Origin of the sequence: Clostridium algifaecis (assembly GCF_017874415.1) — a bacterium.
Classification (GTDB): domain Bacteria; phylum Bacillota; class Clostridia; order Clostridiales; family Clostridiaceae; genus Clostridium_B; species Clostridium_B algifaecis.
Genome location: NZ_JAGGLM010000001.1, coordinates 186,582 through 202,614 on the forward strand (window position 1 = coordinate 186,582; position 16,033 = coordinate 202,614).

Annotated in this window: 14 protein-coding genes; 7 read left to right on the forward strand and 7 right to left on the reverse strand. The window is 29.7% G+C overall.

Going from position 1 to position 16,033, the window contains the following annotated elements; genetic code table 11:
• The first annotated feature begins 9 nt into the window (after window positions 1–9).
• The 5 genes from J2Z42_RS00945 (at window position 10) to J2Z42_RS00965 (ending at window position 4,208) form a co-directional block, all read left to right on the forward strand.
• Window positions 10–1,404 carry an MFS transporter gene (locus J2Z42_RS00945; protein ID WP_209700484.1) on the forward strand — a complete coding sequence of 465 codons (1,395 nt, stop codon included), beginning with the start codon at window positions 10–12 and terminating at the stop codon, window positions 1,402–1,404.
• Window positions 1,405–1,551: 147 nt separating this feature from the next.
• Window positions 1,552–2,280 carry an ABC transporter ATP-binding protein gene (locus J2Z42_RS00950; RefSeq protein WP_209700485.1) on the forward strand — a complete coding sequence of 243 codons (729 nt, stop codon included), beginning with the start codon at window positions 1,552–1,554 and terminating at the stop codon, window positions 2,278–2,280.
• Window positions 2,277–3,446: an ABC transporter permease gene (locus J2Z42_RS00955; RefSeq protein ID WP_209700486.1), complete on the forward strand. Its 1,170-nt coding sequence runs from the start codon at window positions 2,277–2,279 to the stop codon at window positions 3,444–3,446. The genes J2Z42_RS00950 and J2Z42_RS00955 overlap by 4 nt, the downstream gene beginning before the upstream one ends.
• 17 nt (window positions 3,447–3,463) lie before the next feature.
• Window positions 3,464–3,865 carry an immunity 22 family protein gene (locus J2Z42_RS00960; RefSeq protein WP_209700487.1) on the forward strand — a complete coding sequence of 134 codons (402 nt, stop codon included), beginning with the start codon at window positions 3,464–3,466 and terminating at the stop codon, window positions 3,863–3,865.
• 49 nt (window positions 3,866–3,914) lie between these two features.
• Window positions 3,915–4,208 carry a hypothetical protein gene (locus J2Z42_RS00965; RefSeq protein WP_209700488.1) on the forward strand — a complete coding sequence of 98 codons (294 nt, stop codon included), beginning with the start codon at window positions 3,915–3,917 and terminating at the stop codon, window positions 4,206–4,208.
• A 116-nt stretch (window positions 4,209–4,324) separates the two neighbouring features.
• Here J2Z42_RS00965 and J2Z42_RS00970 read toward each other — a convergent pair whose 3' ends face one another.
• Window positions 4,325–5,404, reverse strand: coding sequence for a hypothetical protein (locus tag J2Z42_RS00970; RefSeq protein ID WP_209700489.1), 1,080 nt, complete (start codon window positions 5,402–5,404; stop codon window positions 4,325–4,327).
• 160 nt (window positions 5,405–5,564) lie between these two features.
• Between J2Z42_RS00970 and J2Z42_RS00975 the strand changes: the two genes are divergently transcribed.
• Window positions 5,565–6,173 carry a hypothetical protein gene (locus J2Z42_RS00975; RefSeq protein WP_209700490.1) on the forward strand — a complete coding sequence of 203 codons (609 nt, stop codon included), beginning with the start codon at window positions 5,565–5,567 and terminating at the stop codon, window positions 6,171–6,173.
• A gap of 66 nt (window positions 6,174–6,239) precedes the next feature.
• Here the strand turns inward: J2Z42_RS00975 and J2Z42_RS00980 are convergent, their stop codons facing one another.
• From J2Z42_RS00980 to J2Z42_RS01005, 6 genes are all read right to left on the reverse strand, one after another.
• Complete coding sequence (locus J2Z42_RS00980; protein ID WP_209700491.1) at window positions 6,240–7,130, reverse strand: glycosyltransferase family 2 protein; 891 nt, start codon at window positions 7,128–7,130, stop codon at window positions 6,240–6,242.
• 19 nt (window positions 7,131–7,149) lie between these two features.
• Window positions 7,150–8,307 (reverse strand): glycosyltransferase family 2 protein, encoded by a 1,158-nt coding sequence (locus J2Z42_RS00985; RefSeq protein ID WP_209700492.1) that lies wholly within the window; start codon window positions 8,305–8,307, stop codon window positions 7,150–7,152.
• A gap of 28 nt (window positions 8,308–8,335) precedes the next feature.
• Window positions 8,336–9,421 carry a glycosyltransferase family 4 protein gene (locus tag J2Z42_RS00990; RefSeq protein ID WP_209700493.1) on the reverse strand — a complete coding sequence of 362 codons (1,086 nt, stop codon included), beginning with the start codon at window positions 9,419–9,421 and terminating at the stop codon, window positions 8,336–8,338.
• A gap of 17 nt (window positions 9,422–9,438) precedes the next feature.
• Window positions 9,439–10,146, reverse strand: a complete 708-nt coding sequence (locus J2Z42_RS00995) for a glycosyltransferase family 2 protein (RefSeq protein WP_209700494.1) — start codon at window positions 10,144–10,146, stop codon at window positions 9,439–9,441.
• A 5-nt stretch (window positions 10,147–10,151) separates the two neighbouring features.
• Window positions 10,152–11,066 (reverse strand): NAD-dependent epimerase/dehydratase family protein, encoded by a 915-nt coding sequence (locus tag J2Z42_RS01000; protein ID WP_209700495.1) that lies wholly within the window; start codon window positions 11,064–11,066, stop codon window positions 10,152–10,154.
• Window positions 11,067–11,145: 79 nt separating this feature from the next.
• Window positions 11,146–12,057, reverse strand: a complete 912-nt coding sequence (locus J2Z42_RS01005) for a glycosyltransferase family 2 protein (RefSeq protein ID WP_209700496.1) — start codon at window positions 12,055–12,057, stop codon at window positions 11,146–11,148.
• Window positions 12,058–12,265: 208 nt separating this feature from the next.
• Between J2Z42_RS01005 and J2Z42_RS01010 the strand changes: the two genes are divergently transcribed.
• On the forward strand, window positions 12,266–16,027 hold the full coding sequence (locus J2Z42_RS01010; protein ID WP_209700497.1) for a phosphoribosylformylglycinamidine synthase: 3,762 nt from the start codon (window positions 12,266–12,268) through the stop codon (window positions 16,025–16,027).
• Window positions 16,028–16,033: the final 6 nt, after the last annotated feature.

Below are 16,033 nucleotides of genomic sequence, written 5' to 3' on the forward strand. Positions count from 1 at the left end.
GTTTCAATTATGATGGTAAGCAGTAAAAATAGAAATAACACTGCACTTGTAGTTTTTACACTTTCGCTTGCTACTCTTATGTCTTCTATTGATACAAATATTGTAAATATTGCACTTCCTGCAATAGAGAAATCATTAAATATAAGTTTTGCCAGTGTACAGTGGATAGCTTTGGGATATTTACTTGCAGTTACTTCATTGATAGTAAGCATAGGAAGAATTGGAGATATATTTGGCAAAAGGTCTATATTTATCTGTGGAATTGCAATATTTACGGTAGCCTCTTTACTTTGTGGTGTAGCAGGGTCCATTTATATGCTCATATTGTTCAGAATACTTCAAGGTATAGGTGGAGCAGTACTTACTGCACTGTCCTTTGCTATTGTAGGTGATCTTGTTCCAAAAAACAAATTAGTTCAAAGCATGGGAATTCTAACGTCTATGCTTCCAATAGGGATTGCTCTAGGACCGGCAGTTGGTGGCATGCTTATAGGCTTAACTGGCTGGAGATTCATTTTCTTTTTTAATGTTCCCATAGGAATATTGGCATTTATTCTGACTTTAAGGTTTCCTGAAATCCCGATAACTGAGCATGTGGAAAAGTTTGACCTTGCAGGAGTATTTATATTGGCAGGTATACTTGTTTGCTATAATTTGGGTATAACTTTTGCAGAAGCTCAAGGTATGAGTTTCATGGTTGTATTGCTTATTGCTGCTGCGTTTTTTGGAACTGCCATATTTATATTTTATGAAGGAAAAATAAAATTTCCAATTGTAGAATTAGATATGTTTAAAAATCCTGTGTTTAGTGGAAGTCTTGCCATAGCTGTACTGCTTTATGCAGTAATTACTGGATCAACTCTTATATTTCCTTTTTATCTCCAGCAGGCAATGGGCTATTCTACATTCATGTCGGGATTATTGATCGCTTCAGGGCCAATTGGATGTGCCATTTTTAGCCCTATTGCGGGAAGGGCTTCCAACTATTTTGGAGATCATAAAGTTATGATGTTTGGAATAGCAGCCTTTACCTTTGGTGTTTTTATGATGTCCAAATTAAATACTTTTTCAAGTGCAGTTGCCTTTGCAATAACATTTTTCTTTTTTGATGGAAGTATTGCTTTCTTTCAGACTCCAAATAATGCATGTATAATATCTATGTCTAAACCTGAAAAAAGAGGATTGTCATCTGGACTTTTAAATTTGTCTCGAAGTATTGGACAGACAACCGGATCTTCATTGATAGGAGCAATATTTTATTTCTTTACAGGAACCAAATCTGCAGCAGAATTTAATCCAATAAATATTACTTTTGGGATGAGCAATACGTGTTTGGTTTCAGCAGGTATAATGATTTGTGCGTTGATTATAGGATTCTTCACTATTTTAAATGTACACTCGTAATATAATGCTTTTGTAATATTCAAGACTGTTTCCTTTTGAATGGAAGCAGCTTTTTTATATTAATTGTTATTTTATTAAATATTTATTAAAATTCTAATATAGTATATAATTATTGGTAACAAACTTATATTAATTGGGAGTGAGAAAATGCTTGAAATAAAAGGAGTGAGCAAGAAATTTAAGCAAACAAAAGTAGTAGATAACTTGTCATTTAATGTTCATGAAGGAGAAATAGTTGGATTACTAGGCGAAAATGGAGCAGGTAAAACCACAACTTTAAGAATGATTTCTACTATGTTAAAGCCAAGTGAAGGAAGTATAGAAATAAATGGATATGATGTTGTTAGGAATCCTTCTAAAGTTAGACGTGAAATAGGAATTCTATTTGGAGGAGAAGTAGGCATTTATGATAGGCTATCGGCTAGAGAAAATATGGAGTATTTCGGTAAATTATATGGCATGAATCAAGATGAAATAAATAAAAGGATAGATGAACTTACAGAAGATCTTGAAATGGGCGAATATATGGATAGGAAAGCTGGCAAGTTTTCTAGAGGAATGAAACAGAAAGTATCTATAGCAAGAACTATAATCCATTCCCCAAATGTAATGCTATTTGACGAGCCAAGTACAGGATTAGATGTTTCTGCTGCAAGAGTTATACATGAATTTATATTGAAGTGCAAAAAGGAAAGCAAAGTAATACTTTTATCTTCACATTCTATGACAGAAGTAGAAAAACTGTGTGACAGAGTAGTTATAATTCATAAGGGGAAGCTTATAGAAGAAGGAACTATAGAATATTTAAAAACGAAATATAATAATGATGATTTGGAAGAAGTATTTGTTACATTGATACGTGGAGGTAAAAAATGAGTAATTTTTGGGTGATTTTAAAAAAGGAACTTATAGATATATTCAGAGATAAGAAAACTATTTTATTTACTATATTACTTCCTATTATAATGTATCCTGCAATGTTTAAAATAATAGATTATACAATGAAGGATGCCACAAGTTCTGTTGAAAAAAATGTTGATATTGCATATAAGGGCGATACAAATTCTTCTGTTTATAAAATGTTAAAGAGTATGAAAAATATAACAATGGATAATAGCGGAAATGAAAATGAAAAACTAAACAAAGGTAAAATATCACTTATAATTGAGGTACCTAAAGACTTTGATTCTAAGATTTCAAAGGAAAGTGAAACTGATATTAAGATTATATATGATGAAGATTCTAATAAATCGACCATGGCATCTTCTATGATAAAAGAAATATTCAATAAATATAGCAAATCTGTTGTTGATAAAAGATTACAGGCAAAGGGAATTAAAACTGAATTGCTTATCCCTTTTGAAATAAAGGAGCAAACTTCAGATAAGCAAACTAAAGATTCTATGGCACAGGGAATACTAAACATACTTCCAACTATACTAATTATTTTTATGATAAGTCCAACTGTTGGGATAGCGGCAGACCTTATAGCAGGAGAGAAGGAGAGAGGAACTTTCGAGCCTCTTTTGTCAACATCTACAAGTAGAATGTCTATATTCTGGGGAAAGCTTATAGCTATTTCAACTATTGCAATAATTACGTTAATAGTTACATTAGCATCTATGATAGGTTCAATGCTATATACATTCTCTAGTGGAGGTAACTTTACTATTCCAATAGGTGCATTTGCTATAATTGGTATAGTATCGATATTTGTATTAATAGCTCTAAGTTCTGTAGAGATATCTATAAGTATATTTGCACGTTCTATGAAAGAGGCAAATACGTATCTTGGAGGCTTTATTGTACCAGTAATGATTTTAACATATGTGCCTTTTATGATGGATGCTAAAAGTATAGGCTTTGTATTTTTTAATATTCCTGTAGTAAATGCAGTAGTAGTTATGAAAGAGGCTATTGCAGGAATATTTAATCCTGCACATATTGTTGTGGTACTAGGATGGCATGTTATATATGTGATAGCTACAGTATTTTTGGCAAAGGTTATGTTTTCTAAAGAAGAAGTTGTATTTAGATCTTAAAGGGGTGAGAGAATTTAATGGAACATGAAGGAATGGTATCTATATGGCTTGGAAAATGTTCTGATATTAAAGATTTGCAGCATTATCTTCAAGTCAATTATTCTAAGTTTGGTGATTATTTGAATTCTAAGTTTGAAATGGATTTTAAATTTGAATGTTTTGATGAAGATTTAAAGGAGATAAACTTTATTGAAAGAGACTCTGATTCATTTTCAGATATAATAAAAGATCAATCTTTTTCAGAAAATATTATTTCAGATTATAGCAAAAAATTTATAGATAAACTTGATAGAGAGTATAATTCCATAATATTATTGTATGATTTTAATTATGATGGCTGTATAAAAGAGGCAAATGGGGATAATGTTTATGTAAAGTTTGTTGGAAGTTTTAAATATATAAAGATGAATAATATTTAAACTCACATTAATAAATTCAGTAGATAAGTTTAGTATATCATATCCGGTTATGTCTGACAGATATACCAGGGCAAGTATAACAAAAATAAATAATGCAATAATAAATGAGGTAAGTGAGCTGTTTAAAAGTGAAGTACTTAAGGCTGATGTTATAGATTTTAATGAAGTGCTTGGAAGTTATGAAACAATGTTAAATAGAGCAAAAGTCTTAAGTATACTTTTTAGTATGTATACTTATATAAATAAAGCAGCTCATGGTTTTACGGCGTATTCTTCTATAACAGTTGATGCTAATACCGGTGAAACTTATAATTTTAGTGATTTATTTAATGGAAAAGTATAACTCCTCATTATTATGGGTTATTTAAAATCGAAATTCCCTATGATAAAATTAGAAACATTATAATGCCAGGTGGACTTATATCTAGAATTCTAAGTGAATAATGTATGATGTAGGATTTATTCCTGCATTTTTTTTAGTATTTTTTCCACAATTTTATTTATAAAATATGCTTTGTAAGATACATTATTATCATAAGAATAAATATCTGAGATAATTAGATATTTTAGAGGTTCGTCTGGTGAAATATATACTTCTTTTAAAATTAAATCATTTATATTTGAAGCTCTGTTTGTAGAGTATGACCATTTAACAATATTTGATGATAATAGCTTACTATAAGGCGGATTACTAAAACTATTTCCATTATCTATTGAAAAGCTGCTAAAAATTTTATTATGTTGTATCCATGAACACCATATTTGTGTATGTGTTATAAAAAATGTACAGGAAATTATATCTTGATTTTCAGCAAGTTCAGTATATTTAAAATTGGCATTGGTACCAGCTGTATAAATTATTTTATCATTATTCTTTTCGCTTCTTATATATAACGAGTGGACTCTATGGTTATATATGATTATGGAATAATTTTTATATGGATGAATAGATTTATCTATTATATAAAATTTGGACCAATGTTTATCATCAAAAACTTTATAACCTAATTGATGATTATTTATCAACCTCTGATACATAATAAATAGTTTTTTATTTTTCAATACGTAAACATTAAATGGAACATTATAATTGAATTTAACTGTGTCAATTATTTTAGGACTAGATAAATTATTTTTCCCATCAAATGTTTGATGAAAAAGAGTTGATATACCTGTGATTTTATTTAAAATGCTATAAATGATATAAAGTTTATTTTTAATAACAACGGCTTTAAAATAAGGAGAAAATAATTCTCTGTGTATATTTTTTAAAATTTTCTGTTCACTCCAGGTTTCTCCATCACAGGTAGTTAAATTTATTTCGCCGTTTATATCCTCGTATAAAACGCATATTGTATCATCTGGGAATAAAACAACTGAAAAGTTTTTAGTGCCAGTATCTGTAACTAATTGATAGTTAGACTGTAAATTTTCTTTAAAAATCCTGTAAACAATTCCTAGACATTCATTATAATAGAAATACCATACATTCCCACTGGATTGTTCTATAATATAAAAGTTTTCTCTGCTTATTTCCATTAATATATTTTCACCTCTAGAGAAGTACTCTTATATAAAATATGAATAATGACATTGATATTATAACAAAAATACTTAAAACTGTAACATTTTAAATCGTATTACGTAAAATATTATTATAAGTAATACTTATCATTATTCAATAAAGGAGAGATAATAAGTGAAGGATATTCAAGAAATAATGATGGAAATAGACAATATAACAAAAAAACAATTAGCAGTTGATTTGAGCGATGATGAAAAAAAAGAATTAGCTGGTTTAATTCAGACATCACCTGATGTTGTTCTTCAGCAAGATTCTTCTGATCCATGTTGCAATCCAACTACACCGCCAACTACTTGTCCACCATGTACACCTGGAACTTTCTGTTGCCTAATTCAAGTTCCAACTGATTTTACATTTATAAATGGACAATTACATGCAGGAGTTTCTTCAGGATCGAATTTTACTGTTATTCCATCAGCAGATAGATGTCAGGCAACACTTGCAAATGGATGCACAGTATTATTGAATAGGGCAAAAGTAACTGGAACTGTTAAAGTATTTGCAAGTTTGGGATTTAAAGATACAAGTGGAAATTGTGCTTTTTTATGCTGCTCTGATTGTATATGCTTTTGCAATTCAGATGTAGTTTGCTGCGGCACTATTGATCCTGCATCAGTAAAGTTTTTGGTTAGCGACTTAAGTTACAGGAATCTTGGACCTATTGGTAGTAATTGTGTTACAAATGTATTTGAAATTACAGGAAAAGTTACACCTACATGTTAATAATTACAAATAAGGGAACAGTAATATTCCCTTATTTGTAATTTACATATTTTTATATAGCATTAACTAAAATGGAATCATAAATTTTTTAAAGAAATAGTCATCATCATGAATGCGTTCATTTAAATACTTTTCTCTCTGTTTAAGTATTGAATTAAAGTTGACTTTAATATTTTTTGCTGCATCGGTAAAAAGCAAGTTTTTATTTGCGATATTAATGGTCTTAATAATTCTCTCTTTTTTGAAATGGGAATAGGCAATGCAGAGCATATTATATATAAAATCTACATTAGTAACTTTATAAGGGTGTTTTTTTCTAAAAAGATGTTTAACTTTTATATATGGATTGATTATAGTCTTGTAACCATAAAGCCAGGCTTTAAAACAGAGTTCTTCGTCTTCTTTTCCCCATACATGAAACAGGTGGTCGAAGCCATTTATTTTTTCAAAAGCTTCTCTTTCTATACAAAAAGCACATCCACAAGCAATTGGAATTTCAGAGATACAATTGGGATTTTGAATTAACCATACAACATTAAGATTGCTATCCCAGGTTTGTCCATAACCTGCTGAAAGGCTGTTGTTTATATCTACAATGCAGGGCGCTATTATATGGGCATTGTGAGTTCTTAATGAATTTACCAGATTGTCTAACCAACCATCTGGTACTTTTATATGGGCATCACAAAAAAATAGATACTTCCCGTGGGAAGCCTTTGCACCCTCATTTCTTGCCATGGAAGCACCTAAATTATTAGTCTTTATTAGAGTAATATCTTTATATTCATGTGATTTTAAAAATTCTGCACTTAAATCCCGGGAGTCATCATCTACCACTATTATTTCAAATTTAAGAGAATTTTTGGATTTCATAATGGATTCTACAGTCCACTTTAAATTATTCACTTCATTTTTACAGGGAATAATTATAGATGCATCTATTGAAGTTTCTATCAAAATTAACACTCCTTATTAATTAATATAAAATTCTTGACAATTCCTTAAATACTTTAGTAAATGAATCCATGTTTTTTAAATTAGTATCTATAAAATTAGTACCTATATTCATAAATTTATCAGATTTTATCTTACTTTCTAGAAATGAATTAACTCTGTATTTTAAAAGAAGATGAAACCTATCAATTAATTTGCTATACTTATATTTATTTTGAAGTAAAATTTTATATTGAGCGTCAGCTTCGGATAATTTGGATATATCTATAGTGTTTTCAATAAATAGGCAGAATAAAAATAATTCATAATCTTTATATTTATTAAATATCATTTTGTAGGAATTCATCATTTTTTTTTCTCTATTATTAATTATTGTGTGTTCCTGGTGTGTGCTTTCTAGTTCAGGAGAGTATATGAATTTTACTCCATTTTTGTAAAGCCTATAACCTAAATCCCAATCTTCTTCTCTTCTTAACCTTTGATCGAAATAACCTGCATCAATAATATACTTTTTTTCAATTGATACATTGCCTGTGGTAAATAGTATCCATGGATATTGAAAATTTTTTAAATCTTTCCCGAAGATCTTTATTATCTTTCCCAAATATTCCTCACTCCAGGAAGGTATATAATTATATTTATCAATATTAGGCACATCATCTTTAGATAAAATTTTGAAGTTATCATCATAATTAAAATTTATACATTTTAATCTATCTTTGAATAAAGGAATAGTTTCTGCAGCTTTTTTAAATTCTGTGAGCTGCATGGTGTTAAAATTTTTATAATAATTTGAAAAAACTTTTTTCCATCTAATCGCACCGCTGACGCATATTTTGCTGTTTGTACTATGATATTTCAAGTGATCACTTATAAAATTTGGAGGTACAATGCAGTCACTGTCAGAGAATATTATAATATCTCCTTTAGCATTTTTTAATCCTATATTTCTGGCAAATGCTGCACCACGATTTTTTTCATTCCTTAAAAATATTAAGTTATAGTTAGCATCGAGGGATTTTATCATGTCATAAGTGTTATCGGTGGAGCCATCATCAATTAAAATAACTTCAAATTTATTTTTGTTATAATCTTGAAAGTTAAAGGAGTGTAAGCTTAATTTAAGTAAATCACGCCTATTATAAGTTGCTATAATAATACTTGCATCTATATTTTCCATATTAATCCTCCAAAAGAATTAAATAATTTTAATTAAAAATCATATTTATAATGTGTTTATAGTTTTCAGATACTTTTTCAAAGGAATGTCTTGATTTAACTAATGAATAAGCATTATTTATGATTTTATTCCTCTTAACTTTGTTTTTTTCATCCACTAGATCATAAATTGCATTAAAACCTTCATTGATATTATTAAGTGGATATATTTTGCCAGTCGAGTTATTTATAATAATATCTCCAATACCACCTACATTGGTAGATACTATAGGACACCTACAACTTATTGCTTCTAAAAATATCATTGGAAGTGATTCATTATTTGAAGTTGAAACCAGACACCCTCCAGTATTTGCAGCTAATGAATATATCTCAGGCATTTCTTCATTTGGTACACTGTGAATAAATGAAAATTTAGGTTTATAATTTGGTGGTATATTTGACTTAATAAAGTTGAAGAATTGATAATCTCCACATATATCTCCAACTAAAGTAAAATGGAAGTTCATATCTTTTTTAAGTAATCTTAATCCCAATCTAATAAATTCAACAGGATTTTTAGATCCTTGTAGTCTGCCAACCCATATAATATTTTTTTTATCGATGAATTCCTTGTTTTTTTCAAGTAATTTAGAAAGAGGTATATTTCTAAATAGGGCCATGTTTATAGGATTTGGCAGGACAAAAACTTTTTTATCCGTTCTTACTAATTTTTTTATCATATTTTTATTGAAATCTGAAGGAACTATAATTGCTGAAATTTTTTCACTATTCATGATTTTGTAATTTCTGCGCATAGAAGGTAAATCAGAGCAGTGAGTTTCATATATTATTTTACTATTAATTTGCAGAATATTTAATGCTCTAAAAAATTGTGGAAAATCAATTATTGATATAACATCAAAATTTTTATTTATTACATTTATTAAATCATCTATGGAGGGAGAGGCATTGATATGAGAATTTTTTGTTAAAATTGTACCTCCCTCACCATAAAAATTTAGTAATAATGCTTCAGAATATATGCCTAACTTGTTCATGGATTGCATCTTGTTTATTATTGAAGTTTCTACTCCTCCTAATCCACAGAAAGGATATATATATAAAATTTTCATAGTTTGCCTCCCTTGAATTATAATCCATATTTTTCATATATATGAGGATGATTATTTTTAATTCTGTTATAGAGATACTTATATTTTTCTTTAGCATTATGAAACATGGTTTTGCCATGACGCCTATAATAAAAGAGAATTTCTTGAAGAGTATATCCTGTCCAACCACTTTCTACGAGGGAAATCCAGAAATCCCAATCTTCAAAACCTTCATTCATTTGTTCATTATATCCGCCTGCATCCAACCAGGCTTTTTTCCTTAATAGTGAAGTAACACAGACTATATTTTCTTCTAGTAATTTCTTTGTATTAAAAGGTGGAACAGACCATATATAGTTTTCGGTGCCAAATGCCTGAGTCCAATGAGTGACAAAACCAACGTCAGACCTTTCTTCTAAGATTTTATATTCTTTTTCAATTAAAATAGGACTAATTAAATCATCTGCATCTAAAGGAAGTATATATTTTCCGCGAGCTTCCCTGATGCCAGAATTTCTTGCAGAAGGTAAACCTTTATTTTTTTGGTTTATTACCATGAGATTTTTATAATTAAGTTTATTCAGCAATTTCAGTGTATATGAATCTGTTGAACCGTCATTTACTACAATAATTTCAATATCATCAAAAGTTGAGCTTAGACAGGAATAAATAGTGTAATTGAGAAATTTGCCATAGTTGTAACAGGGAATTATTATACTGACTTTGGGATTTGAAAAAAACTTCATATTGTTCACCTCTTTTTATAAAACTCTATCGTTTCTTTTAATCCTTCTAATATTGTATATTTAGGTTTCCAGCCCAGTTCATTAAATATTTTTTTATAGGATATAAGACTATTCTCTATGTCACCATTTATTTTTCTTTTATAGATAGGACTTATATTCTTGTTTAAAATGCTTGATATATATTTAAAAAGCTGATTAATTGAAATACTTTTATTGCTAGATACATTAAATATACCTGAAAGGTTATTTTGTATTGAAAGTAGATTTGCTCTAGCAACATCTTTTACATATATAAAGTCTCTAGTTTGATTTCCATCTCCATATATAAAAGGTGATTTATCTTTTAAAATTTTCATACAGAAAATTGGAATAACTCCACTTTCACCTGAAGATTTCTGCCTTGGACCATAAACATTTGAATACCTTAAAATTATATAATTCAAACCGTATAATTCTTTGTATACTTTTAAATAATTTTCTGAAGCTTGTTTGCTTACTCCATAGTTAGAAATAGTATTTAAAGGGTGATTTTCATCAATTGGAAAATATTCTGCCTTACCAAATACGGCTGAAGAAGAAGAATAAATAATTTTCTTAATGTTTGTTTTTCTTGCTGCTTCTAATACATTTAAAGTACCTATAATATTGGTTTCTGCGTCTTTTATTGGATATTTAATAGAATCGGATACGCTTATTTTTGCTGCTTCGTGTATTATAACTTCAGGTTTTTCTATTTTAAAAATATTAATAAGGTTACTGCTTTTAATATTATATTTGTAGAATTTTGCCTTAGAATTAATATTATCTATATTTCCATGACTTAAATCGTCAATTATACAAACTTCATAATTGTTTTTGATTAATAAATCCACTATGTGAGAACCAATAAAACCAGCTCCACCTGTAACTAGTACTTTCATGATTGCCTCCACATCCCTCCATGGTATAGTAGTACACTTTTAATATATTCAATTTAAAATAAATATGTTAATTAGAATATTAAAAGTAAATATTAAATTTTTTGAAGAAATAATCATCACTATGGATACGCTCTGTAAAATATTTATCCCTTTGTCTTAAAATTTCAACTATATTTGATTTGATATTATTTGCTGCAACGGAAAAGCCCTTATGTTTTTTAAATATAGTAATAGTTTTTTTGAGACGGTCTTTTTTGAAATGAGAATAAGCAAGACACAGTGTATTATAGATTAAACAATCATTAGTTATCTTATAGGAATGTTTTTCCTTAAAAAGATGCTTTACTTTTATATTGGGATTGATAACAATTTTATAACCATATAGCCAGGATTTTAAACATAATTCCTGGTCTTCTACGCCATAACCTATGAAAAAAGTATCGAATCCATTTATTTTATTAAAGCATTCTCTGGTTATGCATAAGGTTGTAGCAGGGGCAAATGGTATTTCTTCTATACTATTAGGATTATTTAAAAGCCATGTATAGCCAAGGCTTTTATTCCAGGTGGCACCATAAGCATAGGTCCCTGAAATGAAATTTTTTGTATATAAAATAGATGGGGCAGATAAAGAAGCATTTTGATCTTTTAATGTATTTACAAGAGAATCCAGCCATCCGTCCTGTACTTTTATATGTGCATCACAAAAAACAAGATATTTTCCTCTGGCGATTTTTGCACCAGCATTTTTTGCACCAGAACAACCTAAAGAGTTTGTCTCTATTAAATGTATATTTTTATAGACATTTTTAATTAAAGTGTATTTTAAAAAATCTGTGCATAAGTCTGTAGATCCATCATCTACTACGATAATTTCAAAAGTAAAAGAATTTTTGGAAAACATAATAGAATCTATGGTTTTTATTAAATTGTTTGATTCATTTTTACAGGGAATAATTATAGAAACATCTACTAAATTTTCTATTTCCAATGAGTACACCACCTATACAAATTTTATAATTCAGTATATGCAAAATTTATTTTGTTAGTTTATATAATTTCTTGCATTTTATATGGGTAAATTAAAAATAATATTATATAATTGTTTCCCAAAATAAACATATATGATATAATAAATGCGAATGATTTCGGAAAAAATGTAAATAATGTTCGAAAATATAATTAGGGGAGAGAACGGAATGAAAATTAGAAGATTATTTGTAGAGAAAAAACCAGGATTTAATGTAGAGGCTCACGGGCTTTTAAAGGATATAAAAGAAAGTCTCGATATTAATGATGTGGAAAATTTGAGAATAATAAATCGCTATGACATCCAGGATATGGAGGAAAACGAATATGAGAAGTCAAAATATACAGTGTTTGCAGAGAAAACTGTAGATAATGTATATGAAGAAGAATTGGAAGATGTAAAAGAAAGTAGAATATTTGCAGTTGAATACCTTCCAGGGCAGTATGATCAAAGAGCTGATTCTGCATCTCAATGTATACAAATATTAAGTCAGAAAGAGAGAATTAAAATAGCATCCTCTAAAGTTTATATAATTGAAGGAAATATAAGTGATGAAGAATTTGAAAGCATAAAAAATTATTGCATAAATCCAGTGGATTCAAGAGAAGCATCTCTTAAAAAGGTATCGGATCTAAATGAGAAAATTAATGTCCCACAGGATGTTGAAGTTTTGAATGGATTTACAAAAATGAAAAGAGATGAACTAGCAGAATTTTTAAAGGAGAAAGGTCTTGCCATGAGCCTTGATGATCTTGAATTCTGCAGGAAGTATTTTTACAATGATGAAAAGAGAGATCCTACTATAACTGAAATCAAGGTAATAGATACATATTGGTCGGATCACTGCAGACACACTACTTTTATGACTGAATTTAAAGATGTAGATATTAAAGACGGACAATTATCTCTTCCTATAAAAAATGCTTATAGTGATTATTTGAAGTTTAGAGAAGAATTGAATAGAAAAGAAAAACCTATGTGTCTTATGGATCTTGCTACTATTGCAATGAAGAAGTTAAAGGCTGATGGAAAACTTAAAAATTTGGATGAATCGGAAGAAATAAATGCATGTAGTATAGTTGTAGATGCTGATGTAGACGGAAAAACAGAAAAGTGGCTTGTAATGTTTAAAAATGAAACCCATAATCATCCAACAGAAATAGAGCCATTTGGAGGAGCTGCTACCTGTATCGGTGGAGCTATAAGAGATCCACTTTCGGGCAGATCATATGTATACCAGGCTATGAGAGTTACAGGAAGCGGAGATCCAACTGTTCCAATTAAAGAAACTTTAGAAGGAAAATTACCACAAAAGAAAATTACAACAGGTGCAGCACAGGGATATAGTTCCTATGGAAATCAGATAGGACTCGCAACTGGACTTGTAAATGAAATATATGATGATGGTTATGTAGCAAAGAGAATGGAAGTTGGAGCTGTAGTTGCAGCTGCTCCTATGAAAAATGTAATAAGAAAGAGACCTAAGCCTTCTGATATTGTAATACTTCTTGGAGGAAGAACTGGCAGAGATGGCTGCGGTGGAGCTACAGGTTCATCTAAAAAACATACTGAAAAATCCATAATAACATCAGGGGCGGAAGTCCAAAAAGGAAATCCTGTTGTTGAAAGAAAACTTCAGAGGCTTTTTAGAAAATCAAAAGTCAGCACACTTATAAAAAGATGTAATGACTTTGGAGCTGGCGGCGTGTCTGTTGCCATAGGAGAACTGGCAGAAGGACTTGAAATAAATTTGGATTTGGTATCTAAGAAATATGAAGGATTAGACGGAACAGAACTTGCTATATCAGAATCTCAAGAACGTATGGCTGTTGTTGTATCAAAGGAAAATGCTGATAAATTTATAAAATATGCAGAGGAAGAGAACTTAGAGGCAAAAGCTGTAGCTGTAGTTACAGATGACAAAAGGATGAAACTTTCATGGAAGGGCAATGTTATTGTAAATTTGAGCAGGGCATTTATTGATACAAATGGAGTTAGAGCTGAAGCTTCTGCAATTGTTGAGGCACCAAGTGAAGAAGGAAGCTACTTTAAAAATAACAGAAAAGTTTCTAAAGATGTAAAGAGTACATGGTTAAGTATGATGAAGGAATTAAATGTATGCAGTCAAAAAGGTTTAGTAGAAAGATTTGATAGCACTATAGGCGGAAATACTATACTTATGCCTTTTGGAGGAAAATATCAACTCACCAAAATAGAAGCTATGGCAGCAAAGATTCCTGTGCCTTCAGGAAATACCAGTACTTCAACTATTATGAGTTTTGGATATAATCCTAAAATAGCTAAATGGAGCCCATTCCATGGTGCATTGTATTCAGTATGTGAATCTGTAGCAAAGGTTGTAGCAGCAGGTGGAAAAGCTGAAGATATAAGACTTACTTTTCAGGAGTATTTTGGAAGCCCACAGAAAGATGGAAAAAGGTGGGGAAAACCATTTTCTGCACTCCTTGGAGCACTTTATGCTCAGGATAAATTTAGTGTAGCTGCTATAGGTGGAAAAGACAGTATGTCTGGAACTTTTAAAGATATGGATGTACCTCCAACTGTGGTATCATTTGCTATTACTACGGAAAATTCAGATAATGTTATATCTCCAGAATTTAAGAAGGTTGGAACTAGCATAGCAATAATTAAAGTACCTATAGATAAATATTACTTACCTGATTTTGATGTTATAAATAAAAATTATAAGTTAATACATTCACTTATAGAAGATAAAAAAATAATATCTGCACAAACCGTACGTGATGGTGGAATAGCTGAAGCTGTGAGCAATATGAGTTTCGGAAATAAAATAGGTATGAAATTTTCATCTGATTTTAATAAAGAAAATGTATTTTTCCCATACTATGGTTCTATGTTAGTTGAATTTGATGAAAATGTAGATATAAAAAATTGTCTTAAGGATGTAGACTATGAAATAATAGGTGTAACTCATGAGGAGCAGACTATAGAGTTAGAAGATGAAACTATAGATTTAAACAGTATGATAGATGAGTGGAGCGAAACCTTAGAAGAGGTATTCCCTACTAAGACAGAAGAGGATAATAGAAAAATAGAAAAGATAAGCTTTGAGGCAAAAAATAGAGTATCTACATCTCTAAAAATTGCAAAACCTAAAGTATTTATACCTGTATTTCCAGGAACTAATTGTGAGTATGATTCTGAAAGGGCATTTGTAAAAGCAGGAGCAGATGTAGAAACATTAGTACTTAAAAATTTAAGTGTAAGTCAGATAGAAGAGTCTATAGATGAGATGGTAAGTAAAATAAATTCATCACAGATAATTATGTTTCCGGGTGGATTCAGTGCAGGTGACGAACCTGATGGTTCTGGAAAATTTATAGCCAATGTATTTAGAAATCCTAAAATAAAAGAAGCAGTAGAAGAACTTTTAAATAATAGAGATGGACTTATGCTTGGAATATGCAATGGCTTCCAGTCACTTATAAAACTTGGATTAGTACCTTTTGGAAAAATTGTAGATATAAAGGAAGATTATCCGACACTTACTTATAACAAAATAGGACGTCATATTTCACGTATAGTAAATACGAGGATAGCATCAAATATTTCACCTTGGTTTAGCAATGTAAAAGTAGGCGATGTACATTCAATAGCAATTTCTCATGGAGAAGGAAGATTTGTTGCAACGGATGAAATGATTAAAAAATTAATTGAGAACGGACAGGTAGCAACTCAATATGTAGATTTTGATGGAAATCCTAATTATAAGGATGAATTTAATCCAAATGGTTCATTTTATGCTATAGAAGGTATAACAAGCCCTGATGGAAGAATTTTAGGAAAGATGGGCCACTCTGAAAGAATAGGAAAAGATGTAATAAAAAATATTCCCGGAGATAAAGATCAAAGAATATTTGAAGCAGGAGTAAATTATTTTAAACTTTAATATATA

Excerpts from the sequence above, each read along its gene's own strand:
- J2Z42_RS00945 (WP_209700484.1), top strand. The coding sequence starts at position 10 with ATGATGGTAAGCAGTAAAAATAGAAATAACACTGCACTTGTAGTTTTT.
- J2Z42_RS00950 (WP_209700485.1), top strand. The coding sequence starts at position 1,552 with ATGCTTGAAATAAAAGGAGTGAGCAAGAAATTTAAGCAAACAAAAGTA.
- J2Z42_RS00955 (WP_209700486.1), top strand. The coding sequence starts at position 2,277 with ATGAGTAATTTTTGGGTGATTTTAAAAAAGGAACTTATAGATATATTC.
- J2Z42_RS00960 (WP_209700487.1), top strand. The coding sequence starts at position 3,464 with ATGGAACATGAAGGAATGGTATCTATATGGCTTGGAAAATGTTCTGAT.
- J2Z42_RS00965 (WP_209700488.1), top strand. The coding sequence starts at position 3,915 with ATGTCTGACAGATATACCAGGGCAAGTATAACAAAAATAAATAATGCA.
- J2Z42_RS00970 (WP_209700489.1), bottom strand. The coding sequence starts at position 5,404 with ATGGAAATAAGCAGAGAAAACTTTTATATTATAGAACAATCCAGTGGG.
- J2Z42_RS00985 (WP_209700492.1), bottom strand. The coding sequence starts at position 8,307 with ATGGAAAATATAGATGCAAGTATTATTATAGCAACTTATAATAGGCGT.
- J2Z42_RS00990 (WP_209700493.1), bottom strand. The coding sequence starts at position 9,421 with ATGAAAATTTTATATATATATCCTTTCTGTGGATTAGGAGGAGTAGAA.
- J2Z42_RS00995 (WP_209700494.1), bottom strand. The coding sequence starts at position 10,146 with ATGAAGTTTTTTTCAAATCCCAAAGTCAGTATAATAATTCCCTGTTAC.
- J2Z42_RS01000 (WP_209700495.1), bottom strand. The coding sequence starts at position 11,066 with ATGAAAGTACTAGTTACAGGTGGAGCTGGTTTTATTGGTTCTCACATA.
- J2Z42_RS01010 (WP_209700497.1), top strand. The coding sequence starts at position 12,266 with ATGAAAATTAGAAGATTATTTGTAGAGAAAAAACCAGGATTTAATGTA.